This is a genomic window from Acidimicrobiales bacterium, assembly GCA_035547835.1.
Taxonomy (GTDB): domain Bacteria; phylum Actinomycetota; class Acidimicrobiia; order Acidimicrobiales; family Iamiaceae; genus DASZTW01.
In genome coordinates this window covers 1-17,013 of record DASZTW010000007.1, presented here as the reverse complement: position 1 = coordinate 17,013, position 17,013 = coordinate 1, and the positions used below count along the sequence as shown (strand labels likewise).

Genomic DNA, 17,013 nt, shown 5'->3' with positions numbered 1-17,013 from the left:
AGCCCTGTGCACCTGATCGCCGAGCGCCCGCCCCGCCCCCGGCCTGGCCACCGCGCCGATCGCCGCTCCAGCGACCTACCACGGCCCACGACCAACCGTCGATCGGCGGGCCGGTGATCACTCCCCGCGCGCTGCGCGCGCTGCGAAAGGCCGCCGCGCTGTCGATGATCGCGCCCGCCCTGCGGGTCCGCGTCGCCGACGGGCGACGGACGTTGATCGAAGTGCGACGCCCACCGTTCCCCGATGGCTGCGCCCGCTACGTCCCTCCCTGCGCCTTCAACCGAGCAGTGGGTCGGGCGCACCGGGCGATGGCCGCGGGCCAGGACCTCGCGTTCGCCGGCCTCGAGGAAGGTCACGACCCACGGGTGGAGATCGGCCTCCCCCCAGGTGACCGCGCCTTCCCGGGCGGCATCTACCGGGTCACCCGGGGATCGGAGTGGACGCACGTGCTGCCCACCACGTTGACCCAGGAGGCCATCGTCGCCACGCTCGAGGCGCGGCCGACCGACGTGACGTTCCCCGCCGCCACGACCCGGGCCATCGCGGTCCACCGTGACGACGAGACCGATGTGCTCGTGCTGCACTTGAGCTGCGAGGCGGGCGACGAAGTGAAGTCGGCGGAGCTCCACGACGCGCTGGTGCAGGTGATGGCCTGCTGCTCGGTGGTCGAGCTGCTCGACGACCTGGGTCTCGCCGATCCGGTCAGCTGAGCACGCGGCGCCTGAAGCCGCGGATGCCGAGCCACCACAAGCCGGCCGTCAGGCCCACGACCACCGGGTACACGACGTACAAGTGCATGTGCGGCACCGTGGTGAACGCGGCGCGCAACCCCTCGTTGATGTAGATCAGCGGGTTGACCAGCACCAGCACCTGCAGCCACGAGAACGAGCCGACCTTCACCCCCTCGAGGCTCACCCACGGGTAGTACGTGCCGCCGAGGAAGGTGATGGGCAGCACCACGAACCCGAACATCAAGCCGAGGTTGCGCGGCTCGAAGATCGTGCCCAACAGCAGGCCGAGCGCGGTCATCGACAGGCACGCCAGCGGGATCAGCGTGATGGCCACCGCCCAGTGCACGTCGAAGTGTGCGTGCACGCCTTTGGCGTGGACGACCGACGCGATCGGGAACACGATCACCGCGGCGATCACGCCTTGCACCGCGCCCGAGATGACTTTGGCGGCCGCCACCATCCACAGCGGGCACGGCGCCTGGACGCGGTCCTCGATCTCCCGCGTGTAGCCGAACTCCTGCGCGAGCTGCATGGCCACGGCCTGGATGCCCTGGAACATGACCGAGATGCCGACCACGCCGGGAACCAGCACGGTCGCGAAGGCGGCCGTACCACCGCTACCCCCGCCGATCCCCTGGCCGATCGTCGGGAACACGTACAAGAACGTGAACACCAACAAGAACGGCTGGACCAGGGTGCGGGTGACGAACTCGATGAGGTTCTTCTCGAGCACCACGAGGTCGCGACGGATCAGCGCCGTGAAGGCGGCGCGGCTGGCCGCTCCCACCGATCGGGTCGGCGCGGTTGCGATCGAGGGGGTGGTGTCCGGTGGCACGGCGCCGGCTGTGGCGGGCGCGGTCGAGAGCTCGGTCATCAGTCGCGCAGCTCCTTGCCGGTGAGGTCGATGAACACGTCCTCGAGCGTGGGTTCGGCGATGCTCAGGTCGACCAGGTCGACGCCGGCTTCCTCGGCGACGGCGACCAGGCGTGGGATCAGCCGCTCAGCGCCGCGGACGCGCAGCTCGTAGCCGCCGTCGACGGGACGGATGCCGGTGACGCCGTCGAGCTCGGCCTCGAAGCGGCGGTCCAGGCCACCCGCGTCGCCGTCGACCTTCACGGTCGCGATGGTGTCGGCGCCGACACCGGCCTTGAGTCGCGCCGGTGTGTCCAGGGCGAGGATGCGACCGTGGTCCATGACCGCGACGCGATCGCAGAGCTGATCGGCCTCTTCCATGTAGTGGGTGGTGAGCACGATGGTCTGGCCTTGGGCATGGAGGTCGCCGAGGATCTCCCACAGCGCGAGCCGCGACTGGGGGTCGAGGCCCGCCGTGGGTTCATCGAGGAAGAGCACGGCCGGCCGGTGCATGATCGAGCGCGCCACCATCAGCCGTTGCGCCATGCCGCCCGACAGCGCGTACACCGACGCTTTGGCCCAGTTCGCGAGGTGGAACTGCTCGAGCAGTTCGGTGGCCAGCCGCTTCGACTCCGACGTGCCGAGCCCGAACAGCAGACCGTGGAAGTAGAGGTTCTCCCAGACGTCGAGCTGGCGATCGAGCGTGTTCTGCTGGCTGACCACACCGATCAGCTGCTTGGTGAGGGCCGGCTGGGTCACCACGTCGATCCCCGCGATGCTGGCTCGGCCCGAGGTGGGGATCACCCGGGTGGTCAACATCCCGGCGGTGGTGGTCTTGCCGGCACCGTTGGGTCCGAGCAGTCCGAAGATCTCGCCGGTGTGGACTTCGAGGCTCAGGGCGTCGACGGCCCGGAAGTCCGAGCCTGCGTACACCTTCGTGAGGTCGACCGTGCGGATGATCGGCGCTCGCTCGGCGACCGCGGTGGCCGCGCGGTCGGCATCTGGTCGTGGCGTCATCCGCACCAGTCAACCCGCAATTCGGCGCGCATGTGCGCCAGGCATCCGCGACACTCGGGGCATGCACCGCTGGCGCGTGGGTGAGATCGACATCGTCCGGATCGAGGATGCCTCGTTCTCGCTTCCCACGACGTATGACGTGCCGGGCTGGATGGTGCCGGACCTCGCGCCCACCCCCGACGAGATCGGACTGGCCTTCAGCGCGCTGGCGCTGCGGACGGCCGACGGGCAGCGGGTCGTGATCGATCCATGGCTTGCCGACGACAACCCGCGGTCACAGCCCGATGCCGCCGACCACGCGGCGGGGCTGCTGGACCAGCTCGCCGCCGCCGGGTTCCCCGCCGACGACGTCGACCTCGTGATCAACAGCCACATCGACGGGATCGGGTGGAACACCCGACCTGACGCCTCGGGCGGATGGGTGGCCGCCTTCGCGAATGCGCGCTACGTGTACCCCGCCGACGAGCTCGCCTCCGTCGACCGGGGCGACCCGGTGTACGGCGGCGACGAAGTGGGCGTGTTGCGAGCGGCCGGGGTGATCGACTCAGTGGTCGCGCCGGCCACGCTCGCGCCCGGCATCGAGGTGGTCGACGCTCCCGGGCACAACCCCGGCCATTTCGCGGTGCGCATCGAGTCAGGCGACGACCTCGCGATCGTGCCAGGCCACCTGGTCCTGTCGCCGATCCAAGTCGACGACCCGGGGTTCGACGTGGGCGACGCCGACTTGGCCCTCGCCACCGTGACTCGCCGGGCGATCCTCGGCGAGCTGGCCGACCGCGGCGGCCTGTTGCTCACCACGCTGATGGGTGGGTCCGGCGGTGGTCGGGTGCGGGCCGACGGCGACGGCTACGCGCTCATGGCCGACCACCTCGCCGTCTGACGCAACCCGATCTGACTCCACCCCCAGAACGGGGGTTTCAGGGCGTGGCCGGGGTGAAGTCCAGGTGCAGCTTCTGCAGACCGCGCAAGATGAAGGTGGGCGCGTACGCGTAGCGCCGGTCGCCCGGCGGGCCGTGGTGCTCCTCGGAGATCGTGATGTCCTCGAGCCGATCGAGGAGCCGCTCGATGCTCACCCGGGCCTCGGCGCGCGCCAGCGGCCCGCCCGGGCAAGAGTGGACGCCCCGCCCGAACGCCACGTGCTCCCGGGAGTTGGGACGGTCGGCGCGGAACTCGTGTGGGCACTCGAAGCGAGCGGGGTCGCGGTTGATGGCACCGTTCACCAACATCACCGTCGTGCCAGCCGGGATGTCGACGCCACCGATCGTGGTGGGCACCCGGGACAGACGGAAGTCGCCCTTGACCGGGCTCTCCCACCGCAGCGTCTCCTCGACGAAGTCGGGGATCCGTGACCGGTCTTCCCGCAACCACTGCTGGAGGTCGGGCCGCTCGGCGATGAGCTGCAGCGCCGACGCGAGCAGGCGAACCGTGGTCTCCTGACCCGCCGCGAACAAGTTGGCCGCCACCCGGACCGCGTCGATCACTTCCGGCATCGAGCCGTCGGGGAACGTTGCGCTGGCGACTTTGGTGAGCACGTCGTCGCGCGGGTTGCGCCGCCGGTCGCTGATGTAGTCGCTGAACCGCTCGTACAACCACTCGAGAGGGCTCCGCGCAAGGGACTCGGCCCCAGTGCTGCCCACCGCTTGGCCTTGCCGGTGGCGATTGCCCTGCAGCTCGGCCCGGAACATCTCGTGGTCCTCCTCGGGCACCCCGAGCAGATCGGCGATCACGAGCAGGGTGTAGGGGCCCGCGAACTCACGGATGAACTCGCAGTGACCGGCCGCGGCGAACTCGTCGATCTGGCGGTCGGCCAGACCCCACATGAACTCCTCGTTCTCCTTGAGACGTTTCGGGGTGAGCAAGCGCATGAGGAGCCCGCGGTGTGCCTTGTGCATCGGCGGGTCCATGGTCGGGAGCTGGTCGCTCATCGGCATCTCGTCGCGGTGCGCCTCGATGAGCTCGCTGACATCGTCGCCCACCAGCGGCACGGGGAAGCCGGGGAACGGGCCGCTCACCGAGTTGCACGATGAGAACCGCTCGACGTCGCGGTAGATCTCCCAGGCCTCGTCGTAGCCCGTCACCATCATCACGTCGTGGTGCGACTCGCGGACCACCGGGCACTTGGCGCGCAAGTACTCGAAGTACGGGTACGGATCCGCGACGAGGTCTTGGTCGCGGAAGAAGTCGATTGCGTCGAAGTCGGCCATCGGGGTCCCCCGTGCGGTCGGCGTGGAACTGGTCAGATGTACATGCCGCCGTTGACGCCGAGCACTTGCCCGGTGACGTAGCTGCCGTCGGCGGAGCACAAGTACGAGCAGGCGGCCGCGATGTCGTCCGGCGTGCCGGCCCGTCCGAGCGGGACCATCGGTGCGACCACGTCGATGCCGGGGAAGTCACCAGTCTCCTCGGCGTGGCGGGCCATCGGAGTGTCGACCAGGCTCGGGGTGATCGTGTTGACGGTGATCTGCTGCTTGGCGAGCTCGACCGCCAACGCTCGGGTCAGGCTGATCACGCCGCCTTTCGACGCGGCGTAGTGCGCCATGTGCGGCGCGCCGGACTGGGCGCTCGACGAGGCGATCGTGACGATCCGTCCCGCGCCTGCTTCGAGCATGTCGGGCAGTGCGGCCTGCACGCAGCTGAACGTGCCGGTGAGGTTCACGGCCACGATGTGGTCCCACAACTCGGGCGTGATCTCCAGCACGGGCGTGAACGACTCGATCCCCGCGCTCGTCACCAAGAACCCGACGGGCCCGAGCTCGGCACGCACGTGCGCGAAGGCCGCGTCGACAGCGGAACGGTCCGCGACGTCGACCGTGGCCGCGACGGCCGACGCTCCCCCGCCGCGAAGCTCGGCCGCGGCCGCTTCGGCCCCGTCGCCGTCGCGGTCGAGCAAGGCGACAGGGTGGCCGTCGGCGGACAGGCGCTGAGCCACGCCCAGGCCGATACCCGACGCGGCGCCCGTGATGACGGCAACTGGGCTCACTTCGCAACCTCCATGGGGTCGAACTCCAGGTGCAACTCGGTCAGGCCGCGCAGGATCCACGTCGGCTCGTACGTGAAGCGCCGTGCGCCGGGCGGGCCGTGGTGCGCTTCGGACAGCCGGATGTTGCGCATCCGGCTCAAGATCCGCTCGATGCTGATGCGAGCCTCCGCACGCGCCAGCGGCGCGCCGGGACACGAGTGGATGCCGCGCCCGAACGCGATGTGGGCCTGCGCGTTCTCGCGGTCAGCACGGAACTCATGCGGACACTCGAAGCGGCGCGGATCGCGGTTGGCGGCACCGTTGAGCAACATGACCGGCGTGCCGGCGTGGATGTCGACGCCGCCCACCGTGGTGGAGCGCGTGGCCAGGCGAAAGTCGGTCTTCACCGGGCTCTCCACGCGCAGCACTTCCTCGAGGAAGGCTGGGATCTGCTCCCGGTCGGCGCGCAGGACCTCTTGCTGGTCGGGGTTCTCGGCCAGGTACTTCAGCGCCGCGGCCAGCAGCCGTGCGGTGGTTTCCTGGCCCGCAGCGAACAGGAACGTCGACGTTCGCACGACCGACACGACATCTGGCGTGGTGCCGTCGGGGTACGTCGCCGAAGCGAGGCTGGTGAGCACGTCGGACCGCGGGGTCTTGCGCCGGTCCTCGATGTACTCCGCGAAGACCTCGTCGAGCCACGACAGCGGGTTCTCCGACGTGGCGCCCTCTTCGCCGGCACCGACCTCCCCCGGCGTCTCGCTGAGCCCGAAGCCCTCGACGAAGCGTTGGTGGTCCTCGGCGGGCACACCGAGCAGGTCGGCCACCACCAGCATCGCGAACGGCTGCGCGTACGACGAGATGAACTCACCGCCGCCCGCGGCGACGTACGTGTCGAGTTGCTGGTCGGCGAGCCGCCACATGAAGTCTTCGTTGTCACGAAGCCGCTTGGGCGTGATGAGGCGCATGAGCAGCGCGCGCTCGCGCGTGTGGTCGGGCGGATCCATCGTGACCATGTGCTCGTGCATCGGGAGTTGGTCGCGGTATTCGGCGACGATCGCACCGACGTCGTCGCCGTCGAGCGGCACCGGGAACGTCGCGTACGGCCCGATCACCGAGTTGCACGACGAGAACGCCTCGGGCTCGCGGTACACGTCGGCTGCTTCGTCGTAGCCCGACACAGCAACGACTCCGAGGTGCGGGAGCGCCAGCACCGGGCACTCGGATCGCAGCTCGTCGAAGTACGGATACGGGTCCTCGACCAACGACTGGTCGGTGAAAAAGTCGATGGTCTTCCAATCCGGCACAGCGCCCCTCCGAGGTGTGGATGAACAAGTTTCTCAGATCAGGCAATCATCTTGCTAGAAAACGAGAAGATTGATTTCACCGGGAGGGCCCGTGATCCTGATCGTCGTCAAACAGCCGGTCCGCGAGAAGTACGCGGACGACTTCCCGTCGCTCGTCGCGGACTTCACCACGGCGTCGCGCGCCGAGCCGGGCTGCATCTCGTTCGACTGGTGCCGCAGCGCCGACGACCCCAACCTCTGGATGTTGATCGAGGTGTTCCGCGACGAGGCTGCCGGCCAGGTCCACGTCGACTCCGAGCACTTCCGCACGGCGTCGGAGCAGATGCCGCGCTGGCTCGCGGCTGCGCCCGAGATCATCCACGTCGAGGCGCCGGGCGACGGCTGGACCGGGGTGAGCGAAGGATCATCCTGATCCGCCCGTCCCGCGCCCGGCCCGCAGCTCGCGCTTGAGGACCTTGCCCGAGGGGTTGCGCGGCAGTTCGTCGAGGAACGTGATGGCCTTCGGGGTCTTGAACCGGGCCAGGCGCTCGCCGCAGTGGGCCAGCAGATCGTCGGCCGACGCCAAAGCGCCGTCTCGGAGCACGACGAACGCCACCGGCACCTCACCCCACTTGTCGTCGGGTCGACCGACCGCTGCTGCCTCACGGACCGCGTCGTGCTCGTACAGGACCCGCTCGATCTCGGACCCGGCGATGTTCTCGCCGCCGGACACGATCATGTCCTTGAGCCGGTCGACGATGAACAGGTAGCCGTCGGTGTCGACGATGCCGACGTCACCGGTGTGGAACCACCCGCCGGCAAATGCCGCGGCGGTGGCGTCGGGATCACGCCAGTAGCCCTTGAACACTTTCGGGCCGCGCAACACGACCTCGCCCGGCTCGCCCGGTGGCACCGGCTTGCCGTTGCCGTCCCAGATGGCGACGTCGAGGTGCAGGCACGGCCGGCCGACGCTGCCCAGCTTGGTGATGATGCTGTCCCGGTCGAGGAACGTGTCGCCCGAGACCGTCTCGGTGAGGCCGTACGCGTCGGCGAACCACGCAGAGGGGAAGGTCCGCTGGATCCGTTCGATGAGGGGGACCGGCATCTTCTCACCACCGTTGATCACCACTCGTACCGACGAGAGGTCGCGCTGGTCGATGCCGGGCAGGGCGAGGATCGCGTTGACCATCGCGGGGGCCAGCCACACGGTGGTGACCCGCGAACGTTCGAGCTCGTCGACTACGGCTCCGGCGTCGAACACGCGATGCAAGATCGTGGTGGCGCCTGCTGCGATCAACGTGGTGGTGGTGAGGTCGAGCGCGCCGACGTGGTACAGCGGGCCGCAAGCCAAGCCCAGGTCGTTCGCGTTGAACCCGAACTCCACCAGGTGGGCGAAGTTCTTCCACGCCAGGTTGGCGTGCGTGAGCATCACGCCCTTCGGGTGGCCGGTCGTGCCGGACGTGTACATGAGGCGGTGCACGTCGTCGGGTGCCGCCATCGCCGGCGCGAGGGAAGCGGCCGCACCGCGCAAGTCGGCCACCGCCTCCCACCCAGCGGCCGAGGTGGACGTGGTCGTGCCCCGGACCACCAACGCGTCGGATCCCTCCGACGCCGCCGCGCCGAGCTCGACGAGCGCCTCGTCGCACACGAGTGCCCGCGCCGCGGAGTGCTCGAGGATGTAGCGCACTTCCGGCGCGGCGAGACGCCAGTTGATCGGCATGGCGATGGCACCGAGGTAGTTGGCCGCGAACAGCACTTCGAGGAACTCGGGGCAGTTGTACGACAGCAGCGCCACCACGTCGCCGGCGCGGACGCCGCGCGCATGGAGGCCCGCAGCCAGACGACCGGCCCGGTCCGCCATCTCGCCGTACGTGACGGTCTGCCCCTCGAAGATGGTGATGGCCTTGTCCGGTGCGTGGCGCGCGTGGTGGGCCAGCACTGCGAACCAGTTGACATCGACCTCTACGTGGGGCTCCGCCATCACCGTCCTCTTCGACCAAGGTTCTGTACCGACCAGTCAGTCTAGAGAAGTGGGCAACCGCTAGCGTGGGGTCGATGCCGCGAGCGGAGGCCCGGAACGGAACCGGGCACAACGCCAACTGGAAAGCGCGCCACGACGCGATCGTCGACACGTCGGCTCGGCTGTTCGCGGCGAAGGGGTACCACGCGACCGGCATCGTCGAGCTCTGCGAGGCGAACGAGCTCGGCAAAGGTGCCCTCTACCACTACATCGGCTCCAAAGAAGCGTTGCTGGTCGCGATCCACGACCGGGTGATGGACGAAGTGCTCCAAGGCGCGGCCCAGATCACCGACGAAGGCGGCGCGCCCCCCGAGCAGCTCCGGCGACTCGGTCGCGCGCTGCTCGACACGATCCAGCGGTACCCCGACCACGTGTGGGTCTTCCTGCACGACTTCCCGGCCCTCACCGGCGAGCGCGCCAAGCACTTCCGGCAGCGTCGCCGGGAGTATGAGGCCACGATCGAAAAGGTGCTCCAAGCAGGTGTCGACGCGGGCGACTTCCGGGCGCTCGACCCCTGGCTGACGTCGCGGGCCTGGCTCGGCATGCACAACTACACGTACTTGTGGTGGCAGCGCGGCCAGCGGCCGCTCGTCGACGACATCGCCGACCCGTTCGCCGAGATCTTCATGCGCGGCATCGCGCGCCGCGCCGAGTAGCAGAGCCCCATCCCCGTGACCGCCACGCCCGTCCCCCCGCTCGAGCTCACCCGCCACGACCTGCTCGAGCTCCACCGCCGCATGCTGGTGATCCGGGGCTTCGAAGAGCGCGTGTCGCGCTTGTACCGCGGCAACGAGATCCCGGGCTTCGTCCACCTGTCGATCGGCCAAGAGGCCAGTGCGGTCGGCGCGTGCTGGCCGCTGCGGCCGTCCGACGCGATCACCTCGACACACCGGGGCCACGGGCACTGCCTGGCCAAAGGCCTCGACCCGCTTGCGATGTTCGCCGAGCTGATGGGCAAGGACGCCGGCACCAACCGCGGGCGGGGCGGATCGATGCACATCGCCGACCCCGAGCTCGGCATCTTCGGTGCCAACGGCATCGTGGCTGCCGGCGTGCCGCTGGCCGTCGGCGCAGCGACCGCTGCGAAGCTGCGCGGCGACGGCGGCGTGGCCGTGGCGTTCTTCGGTGACGGCGCACCGGCGCAGGGCGCGTTCCACGAGGCCGTCAACTTGGCTGCGGTCTGGTCGTTGCCGGTCGTGTTCTTCTGCGAGAACAACGGCTATGCCGAGTTCTCGCCGGTAGCCAACCAGCACGCGGCGCCGCTGGCGCGGCGGGCGGCTGGCTACGGGGTCGCCTATGCGGCGGTCGACGGCAACGATGTGATGGCCACCACCGCCACCATGGCCGACGCGGTGGCTCGGGTCCGGGCCGGCGAGGGGCCCATCGTCGTCGAAGCGGCCACGTACCGCTGGCACGGTCACTACGAAGGTGACCCTGAGCGGTACCGGTCGGCCGACGAAGTCCGCGAGTGGGCCGAGCGCGATCCGCTCGTGATCCACGCACAGCACCTGCGCGATGCCGGCATCACCGACGACGAGCTCGAGGCCATGGAGGACGCCGTGGCCACGGAGCTCGACGAAGCGGTCGAGACGGCACGCCGACTCGCCGATCCCGACCCGCAGACATTGCACGACTTCGTGGTGCGCGAGCGGCCCGCACCGCCAGAGCCGCCTGACCCTCCGCCCGATGCCCCCGTCATCCGCACCATGGACGCCATCCGCAGCGCCATCGAAGTCGAGATGGCGAACGACCCCGAGGTGTTCGTCGCCGGCATCGACGTCGCCGAGGGCGGCAACGTGTTCGGCATCTTGCCCGGCTTGCACGAGCAGTTCGGCGAGCGGGTGCGCGACACACCGATATCGGAGACCGCGATCGTGGGGCTGGGCGTCGGCGCCGCCATGGCGGGCATGCGCCCGCTGGTCGAGGTCATGTACCTGGACTTCCTCGGCGTGTGCTTCGACCAACTCCTCAACCAGGCGGCCAAGCTGCCGTTCATGACCGGCGGCGCGGCGCGCATGGGGCTCACCGTTCGCACCCAGTTCGGCGCCGGCCGTTCGTCGGGCAGCCAGCACTCCCAGAGCCTCGAGGCCCTGCTGGCCCACGTACCGGGCCTGACGGTGGTCATGCCGTCGACCCCGGCCGACACGTACGGGCTGCTGCGATCCGCCATCCAGGACCCGAACCCGGTGATCTTCATCGAGAATCGGCTGCTGTACGGCAAGAAGGGTCCGCAGCCGCCGGTCGACCACCTGGTGCCGATCGGTCGCTCGCGAGTGGTACGCCACGGCGACGACGTGACCGTCGTGTCGGTGTCGCGGATGGTGCACGAGGCGGTGGCCGCAGCCGAAACGCTCGCTGACGAGCACGTCTCGGTCGAAGTCATCGACCTGCGGACCGTCGCTCCGCTCGACCTCGTGCCGGTGCTCGAGTCGGTGCACAAGACGAGCCGCCTGGTGATCGCGCACGAAGCCGTGGTGCCGTTCGGCATCGGCGCCGAGATCGCGGCGACAGTTGCCCGCGAGGCCTTCTGGGACCTCGACGCACCCATCCATCGGGTGGGCGCCGCAGCCACGCCGCCCCCGTACGCACCCGGACTCGAACGGGCGTGGCTGCCCGACCGCGACACGATCGCCGCCGCCATCCGCGAGGTCGTCCACACCTGACCCCGCACCCCACTGCTGTGAGCACTTGACCACCTGGGACGTGGCTAGGTGCTCACACCACAACCGGGGCACGACCGGGGCGGCCGGGGCGGGCGGCCGGGGCGGCGGGAGGAGGGTGGTGGGTCAGCAGCCGAGGGCGCGGGCGATGACCAGGTGCTGGATCTCGTTGGTGCCCTCGCCGATCTCGAGCACTTTCGAGTCGCAGTAGAACCGGGCCACGGGAGTGTCGAGCATGTAGCCGATCCCGCCGTGGATCTGCACCGCTTCCGACGCGGCCCACGCGGCCAGCCGGCTGGCCTTGAGCTTCGCCATGGCCGCTTCTTTCATGAACGGCTGGTCGTGGTCGCGCAGCGACGCCGCTCGATATGTCAGCCAGCGGGCGGCTTCGAGCTCGGTGGCGATGTCGGCGAGCTTGAACTGCACGGCTTGGAACCCGGAGATCGGCTGGCCGAACTGCACCCGGCTGCGTGCGTAGCCGGTGGCCAGGTCGAGCACGGCCTGGGTGAGGCTGAGCGACAGCGCGGCGATCGAGATGCGACCCACTTCGAGGGTGCGCAGGAACTGGCCGAGCCCCATCGCCGGGTCGCCCACGAGGTGGTCCTCGGGAACCCACACATCGGTGAAGTACAGCTCGCGGGTGTCGAGCCCGCGCCAGCCGATGCCGCGCATCTTCGGGCCCATCGTGAATCCGTCGGTGCCCCGTTCGACCACGAAGCTGCCGTACCTCGCCGCGCCGCCGTCGCCGTCGTCGGTGCGTGCGAGAAGCGTGACGCCGAAGGATAGATCGGTGCCGGCGTTGGAGATGAACGTCTTCGTGCCGTTGATCACCCAACCACCGTCGCGGCGCTCAGCCCGGGTGCTGATCCCACGGGCGTCGGATCCCGCGCCGGGTTCGGTGAGCCCGAACGCGCCGAGGGCACGGCCTTCGGCCAGCGGGCGCAGCCACCGCTCACGTTGCTCGTCGGTGCCGAACAGCAACAGCGGGAGCGACCCGATCGTCACATGGGCCTGCCAGGCCGCCGCGACCGACTGGTCGGCCAACCCGATCTGCTCCATCGCCGCCACGAACCCGACGGTCGACATGCCGATCCCGCCCCACTGCTCGGGCACCAACATGCCGAGGAGCCCGAGCTCGCCCATCTCGCGCAACAGGTCGGTCGGGCAGCGAGCTTCCTCCCATGCGGCCGGGGCACGGACGGCGATCTGCTCTTGTGCAAACGTGCGGCACAGCGCCACGAGGTCGCGCTCGATCTCGTCGAGGGAGAAGTCCATGGTCAACCCTGCTGGTCGAGGTGGGCGGTGAACGAAGCGGACCAGTCCATGAGGCTGTCCGGGCACGAGTACCCGGTGTCGTCGACGACCTCGTTCCAGTGCGCCACGACGTCCTCGATGGTCGGCGCCTCGCCACGGTGGACGTAGCCCGGCGTCGACGCGAGGAAGATGCGGGCGAAGCGGCCCGCTCCGGCGGTGTAGATCTCGCCGTTCGACGGGCAGTCGTCGTGGGCGAGGAACGCCACCAGCGGGGCGACGAGGTCCGGTGACATCGACCCGTCGTCGTCGGTCTGCCCACCGGCCAGGCGGGTGATTGCCGCCGGCGCGATGAGGTTGACCTTGATGCCGTCAGTGGCGCCGGCCGTCGCCAGGCTCCGGGTGAGCCCGATGACGCCGCCCTTGGCCGCCGCGTAAGCCGTGTTGTCGGGGAGCCCGAAGACGCCCGCCGACGTGGTCATGACGATCCGGCCGGTGCCCCGCGCGGCCAAGTGGGGCCACGCGGCGCGCGCCGTCAGGAACGAGGCGCCGAGGTGCACCGCGAGGTGCCGCTCGAAGTCGTCGTCGGACACGTCGGGAAACCGCGCCCAGCGCATGATCCCGGCGTTGTTGACCAAGACGTCGAGGCGTCCGAAGCGCTCGACGGCACCTTCGACCAGTGCGGCGGCCCCGCCGGGTGTGGCGACGTCGTTGGTGTCGGCGACGGCCGTCCCACCGCCCGCGGTGATCTCCTCGACGGCCGCGGTGGCCGGCTCGTCGCCGACGCCCACCCCCGTCATCGAGCCGCCGAGGTCGTTGACCACCACGGTGGCGCCGCGCGCGGCGAGGAGCCGCGCGTACGCGCGCCCGATGCCGCGTCCGGCGCCGGTCACGACGGCGACGCGCCCGTCGAAGCGAAGCTCGCTCAGCTCGACACCGCGGGAGCGAAGCCGAGCAGGTCGCCGAGGGTGCCGCCCACGATGGCCTTGCGGTCGTCGTCGGGGAGGTCGCCGAGCTGGGTGGCGAGCAGCTCCCGGCTGGCACGGAACGTGCCTTCCGCGTGGGGGTAGTCGTTGCCCCACACGATGGTCGACAGGCCGGTGATGTGCCGGCACGCGACCGCCACGGGGTCGTCTTGGAACGACACGTGGAACTGGCGCCGGACGTACTCGCTCGGCATGAGCGGGTAGGGCCACTTCTCGTTGAGGCGGAACAGCTGCGCCATGTTCGGTTGGTCGGACGCCGGACGTTCCTCGTCCCACACGCCGAGCCACCAGTCGGCATCCTGGCCGAGCCCGGTGATCCAGCACTTGTCCATCGAGCCGACCAACGACGACAGCCAATGCGCGTTGAACTCGATCAGCGAGAAGTGCAGGTCGGGGAACCGCTCCGGCACACCGCCGCCGATCAGCTGACACATGACCTGCTGCGGCACGATCGGCTGGTACACCGCCTGGGTGATCATCCGCTTGGCGGCGGCCTTCTCGGTCATCGGCTCGTTGACCTGGCGGGCGTTCTCCATGACCACCCGCAGCGTGGTCGACTCCGCGTCGTCGACCTTGATCCCGCCGGTCTGGGTGTGCACGAACACCGACAGCTGGGCGTCTTGGATCGCGGCCCAGATCGGGTCGTACTCGCGGGAGTGGTACGGCTTGGGCGGGGTGGCAGGAAGCAGCACCGCACGGAACCCGCCATCGGCGACCCGCTCCACTTCGGCCACCGCGTCGTCGATGTCGGTGATCGGGATGGGGGCCGTCGGCGCCAAGCGATGGAAGTACGGCGAGAACCGCTCCATCACGTAGTCGTTGTACACGCGGGCGTGGGCCATCGACAGCTCGTGGTCGTCGGAGTACAAGCCGAACAGCGACAGGTTCGGGTGCAACACCTGCGCGTCGACGCCGTCGAAGTCCATGTCCTCGAGGATGAGGTCGGGGTCACCCTCGGGCATGCGCCCCCGGGTCTGGCGGTACCGCGAGATCGTCCAGCCTTCGAACCCGGCCGTGTGCAGGCGACGGAAGATCCGGGCTCCGCCCTCCCATGGCTCGTCGAGCTCGAAGTCCTCCTCCCACACCGCCCGGTCGCGCAAGTGCGCGGGCATCCGGGTGCGGAAGAGGTCGGGCGGCTCCAGCAAGTGCCCGTCGGCCGATACAACGAAATCCTTCGCCGTCATGGCTTGACCTTCTCGGTGACCACTCGCGCCGACGTTAGACCAACCGGTCGGTACATACAATGCGACGGATCGGCCCGCGACAGGCACAAGGGGGAAGCCGTGACCAAGCGATGGGCGCAACGCCCGGACGGCTCGACTTGGGGTGATTGGGGCGACGACGACGAGCTCGGACGCATCAACCTGCTCACCCCTGAAAAGGTCCGCCAAGGCGTGCACGAAGTCGAGGCCGGGGTCACGTTCTGTCTCAGCCTGCCGCTCGACTTCCCGGGCGGCACGGCGCTCAACCAGCGGCGCCACCCCCCGGTGCTCGCACCCACTGAGGACATGGATGGCAACGCGGACACCTTCTACAACATCCACATGAGCGAGATGCCCGACTTCGGCGACCCGAAGTACGTCGACGTGTGGGCCGACGATGTGGTCACGCTCTCGTTGCAGTACTCGACGCAGTGGGACTCGCTCGCGCACGTCGGCGCGGAGTTCGACGCCGACGGCGACGGGGTTGACGAGGGCGTCTACTACAACGGCTACCGGGCCGGCACCGACCTGGTCGGCCCCGGCGACGACGTGGCGGGCGACGGGATCGGCCACCGCTGCTTCGCCCGCCACCTCGGCCTGGAGCACATGGCCTTCCACGGCGTACAGGGCCGGGGGGTGCTCGTCGACTTGGCGCACCACCTCGGCGACGAGTGGCGGGCCGTCGACCTCGAGCTCCTCCAGGAGATCCTCGCCGCCGACCAGGTGGTGGTCGAACCGGGCGACATGTTGCTGTTCCACACCGGGTTCGCGACCCGAGTCCTCGAGTGGGACCGCAACCCCGACCCGCGCAAGATCTTCACCACCTCGTCGTACCTCGACGGGCGCGACCCCGCGCTGCTCGAGTGGATCGCCGACTCGCAGATCGCCGCGCTGGTGGCCGACAACTACGCGGTCGAGGGCCTGCTGGGCAAGGACCGCGATCCGAGCCGCCACTCGTTCTTGCCGATCCACCACTTGTGCCTGTTCAAGCTCGGGGTGCCGCTCGGAGAGATGTGGTACTTGCACGAGCTCGCCGGCTGGCTGCGCGAGCACGGCCGCAACCGCTTCCTGCTCACCGCTCCCCCGCTGCGCCTGCCCGGCATCGTGGGCTCGCCACTCACCCCGATCGCCACGGTCTGACTCGGCCCGTCATCTTCAGCTCGCCGCGCCCAGATCGCGCGCCGCGCCGCTCGCGGAGGGCCCGTCAGCCGTCGGCCGCCGCCGGGGCGGACGAGCTCGTGAACTCGAACGCGTCGTAGCCGTGGGCCACGACGTCGGCGGTGACCTCGAAGAACTTCGGCCGACCGCCGGTGTTCAGCAAGTACCGCTTGGGTTTGCCCGGGATGTTGCCGCCGACGTACTGGCCGATCACCCCGAACGTGGTCTTGGCGGCGCCCTTGTCGACCATGCGGGTCCAGCGCTCCTCTGACGTGGCGCTCACTTCGATCACGTCGCAGCCGCGGGCTGCTGCGTGCGTGAGCACGTCGGTGAGGAAGTCGACCTGGTCGCCGTTGTAGCGGGGGTTGTTGCCCGCCGCTGCGTGCGGCCCGCCGGGGAAGAACAAGTTCGGGAAGCCGCGGGTCTGCAAGCCCAAGAACGTGGTCGGCCCGTCGGCCCAGTGCTCGGTGAGCGCCAGCCCGTCGCGCCCGTGGATGCCCATCCGGGTGAGCGCGCCGGTGCCGAAGTCGAAGCCGGTGGCCCAGACGACGATGTCGTGCTCGCGCAGGCCGTCGGTCGTCTCGATGCCGGTGTCGGTGACGCGCACGATCGGGGTCTCGCGGAGGTCGACCAACGAGACCTTCGGGTCGTTGAACGCCTCGAAGTAGCCGGTGACGAACGGTGGGCGCTTGCCACCGAATCGGTGGTCGGTGGGGATGAGCTTCTCCGCGACGGCGGGATCGCGCACGATGCCGCGGATCTGCTCGGCGATGAACGCGCACCACTCGTCGTTCACGGCGTCGTTGAACAGCAGGTCGTAGTAGTTGCTCGTGAGTTTCATGAACCCGGGGCTGTTCCACAGCTGCTCGAACAGCTCGCGCCGCTCCTCAGCCG

The 17,013-nt window shown here is 69.5% G+C and carries 16 protein-coding genes; 6 read left to right on the top strand and 10 right to left on the bottom strand.

Annotation, left to right across the window (positions count from 1 at the left end; translation table 11 throughout):
• Window positions 1-113 precede the first annotated feature (113 nt).
• The gene (locus VHA73_07115) at window positions 114-710 is read left to right on the top strand and encodes a hypothetical protein (protein ID HVX17786.1); all 597 of its coding nucleotides are present in this window, start codon (window positions 114-116) and stop codon (window positions 708-710) included.
• Here VHA73_07115 and VHA73_07110 read toward each other — a convergent pair.
• Together VHA73_07110 and VHA73_07105 are read right to left on the bottom strand one after the other, a co-directional pair.
• Window positions 703-1,605, bottom strand: coding sequence for an ABC transporter permease (locus tag VHA73_07110; GenBank protein HVX17785.1), 903 nt, complete (start codon window positions 1,603-1,605; stop codon window positions 703-705). The genes VHA73_07115 and VHA73_07110 overlap by 8 nt on opposite strands.
• Window positions 1,605-2,600 (bottom strand): ATP-binding cassette domain-containing protein, encoded by a 996-nt coding sequence (locus tag VHA73_07105; GenBank protein HVX17784.1) that lies wholly within the window; start codon window positions 2,598-2,600, stop codon window positions 1,605-1,607. The genes VHA73_07110 and VHA73_07105 overlap by 1 nt, the downstream gene beginning before the upstream one ends.
• A gap of 61 nt (window positions 2,601-2,661) precedes the next feature.
• Here VHA73_07105 and VHA73_07100 point away from each other — a divergent pair, with 61 nt between their 5' ends.
• On the top strand, window positions 2,662-3,480 hold the full coding sequence (locus VHA73_07100; GenBank protein ID HVX17783.1) for a hypothetical protein: 819 nt from the start codon (window positions 2,662-2,664) through the stop codon (window positions 3,478-3,480).
• 37 nt (window positions 3,481-3,517) lie between these two features.
• Here the strand turns inward: VHA73_07100 and VHA73_07095 are convergent, their stop codons facing one another.
• The 3 genes from VHA73_07095 to VHA73_07085 are packed head-to-tail and all read right to left on the bottom strand — an operon-like array spanning window position 3,518 to window position 6,863.
• Window positions 3,518-4,804, bottom strand: coding sequence for a cytochrome P450 (locus tag VHA73_07095; protein HVX17782.1), 1,287 nt, complete (start codon window positions 4,802-4,804; stop codon window positions 3,518-3,520).
• Window positions 4,805-4,836: 32 nt separating this feature from the next.
• Complete coding sequence (locus VHA73_07090) at window positions 4,837-5,580, bottom strand: SDR family NAD(P)-dependent oxidoreductase (protein HVX17781.1); 744 nt, start codon at window positions 5,578-5,580, stop codon at window positions 4,837-4,839.
• Window positions 5,577-6,863, bottom strand: coding sequence for a cytochrome P450 (locus tag VHA73_07085; protein HVX17780.1), 1,287 nt, complete (start codon window positions 6,861-6,863; stop codon window positions 5,577-5,579). The genes VHA73_07090 and VHA73_07085 overlap by 4 nt, the downstream gene beginning before the upstream one ends.
• Before the next feature lie 91 nt (window positions 6,864-6,954).
• On the opposite strand from VHA73_07085, the gene VHA73_07080 reads away from it, so the two are divergent.
• Window positions 6,955-7,275, top strand: coding sequence for a putative quinol monooxygenase (locus VHA73_07080; protein ID HVX17779.1), 321 nt, complete (start codon window positions 6,955-6,957; stop codon window positions 7,273-7,275).
• Here the strand turns inward: VHA73_07080 and VHA73_07075 are convergent.
• Window positions 7,267-8,823, bottom strand: coding sequence for a long-chain fatty acid--CoA ligase (locus tag VHA73_07075; GenBank protein ID HVX17778.1), 1,557 nt, complete (start codon window positions 8,821-8,823; stop codon window positions 7,267-7,269). The two genes, VHA73_07080 and VHA73_07075, sit on opposite strands and share 9 nt — an antisense overlap.
• 74 nt (window positions 8,824-8,897) lie before the next feature.
• Between VHA73_07075 and VHA73_07070 the strand changes: the two genes are divergently transcribed.
• Entirely contained in the window at window positions 8,898-9,518 is a 621-nt protein-coding gene (locus tag VHA73_07070; protein ID HVX17777.1) for a TetR/AcrR family transcriptional regulator, read from the top strand.
• 15 nt (window positions 9,519-9,533) lie between these two features.
• Window positions 9,534-11,525, top strand: coding sequence for a dehydrogenase E1 component subunit alpha/beta (locus VHA73_07065; protein ID HVX17776.1), 1,992 nt, complete (start codon window positions 9,534-9,536; stop codon window positions 11,523-11,525).
• A gap of 123 nt (window positions 11,526-11,648) precedes the next feature.
• Here the strand turns inward: VHA73_07065 and VHA73_07060 are convergent, their stop codons facing one another.
• From VHA73_07060 to VHA73_07050, 3 genes are read right to left on the bottom strand one after another with little or no spacing between them, the layout of a single operon-like run.
• Complete coding sequence (locus tag VHA73_07060; protein ID HVX17775.1) at window positions 11,649-12,797, bottom strand: acyl-CoA dehydrogenase family protein; 1,149 nt, start codon at window positions 12,795-12,797, stop codon at window positions 11,649-11,651.
• A gap of 2 nt (window positions 12,798-12,799) precedes the next feature.
• Entirely contained in the window at window positions 12,800-13,666 is an 867-nt protein-coding gene (locus tag VHA73_07055) for an SDR family NAD(P)-dependent oxidoreductase (GenBank protein ID HVX17774.1), read from the bottom strand.
• A gap of 32 nt (window positions 13,667-13,698) precedes the next feature.
• Complete coding sequence (locus tag VHA73_07050; GenBank protein HVX17773.1) at window positions 13,699-14,943, bottom strand: amidohydrolase family protein; 1,245 nt, start codon at window positions 14,941-14,943, stop codon at window positions 13,699-13,701.
• 99 nt (window positions 14,944-15,042) lie between these two features.
• Between VHA73_07050 and VHA73_07045 the strand changes: the two genes are divergently transcribed.
• Window positions 15,043-16,101 carry a cyclase family protein gene (locus VHA73_07045; GenBank protein HVX17772.1) on the top strand — a complete coding sequence of 353 codons (1,059 nt, stop codon included), beginning with the start codon at window positions 15,043-15,045 and terminating at the stop codon, window positions 16,099-16,101.
• Window positions 16,102-16,165: 64 nt separating this feature from the next.
• Here VHA73_07045 and VHA73_07040 read toward each other — a convergent pair.
• A partial coding sequence (locus VHA73_07040) for a hypothetical protein (protein HVX17771.1) occupies window positions 16,166-17,013 on the bottom strand: 848 nt, incomplete at its 5' end.

Coding starts and splice junctions, on each gene's coding strand:
- VHA73_07110 (HVX17785.1), bottom strand. CDS start 1,605: ATGACCGAGCTCTCGACCGCGCCCGCCACAGCCGGCGCCGTGCCACCG.
- VHA73_07105 (HVX17784.1), bottom strand. CDS start 2,600: ATGACGCCACGACCAGATGCCGACCGCGCGGCCACCGCGGTCGCCGAG.
- VHA73_07100 (HVX17783.1), top strand. CDS start 2,662: ATGCACCGCTGGCGCGTGGGTGAGATCGACATCGTCCGGATCGAGGAT.
- VHA73_07095 (HVX17782.1), bottom strand. CDS start 4,804: ATGGCCGACTTCGACGCAATCGACTTCTTCCGCGACCAAGACCTCGTC.
- VHA73_07075 (HVX17778.1), bottom strand. CDS start 8,823: ATGGCGGAGCCCCACGTAGAGGTCGATGTCAACTGGTTCGCAGTGCTG.
- VHA73_07070 (HVX17777.1), top strand. CDS start 8,898: ATGCCGCGAGCGGAGGCCCGGAACGGAACCGGGCACAACGCCAACTGG.
- VHA73_07060 (HVX17775.1), bottom strand. CDS start 12,797: ATGGACTTCTCCCTCGACGAGATCGAGCGCGACCTCGTGGCGCTGTGC.
- VHA73_07050 (HVX17773.1), bottom strand. CDS start 14,943: ATGACGGCGAAGGATTTCGTTGTATCGGCCGACGGGCACTTGCTGGAG.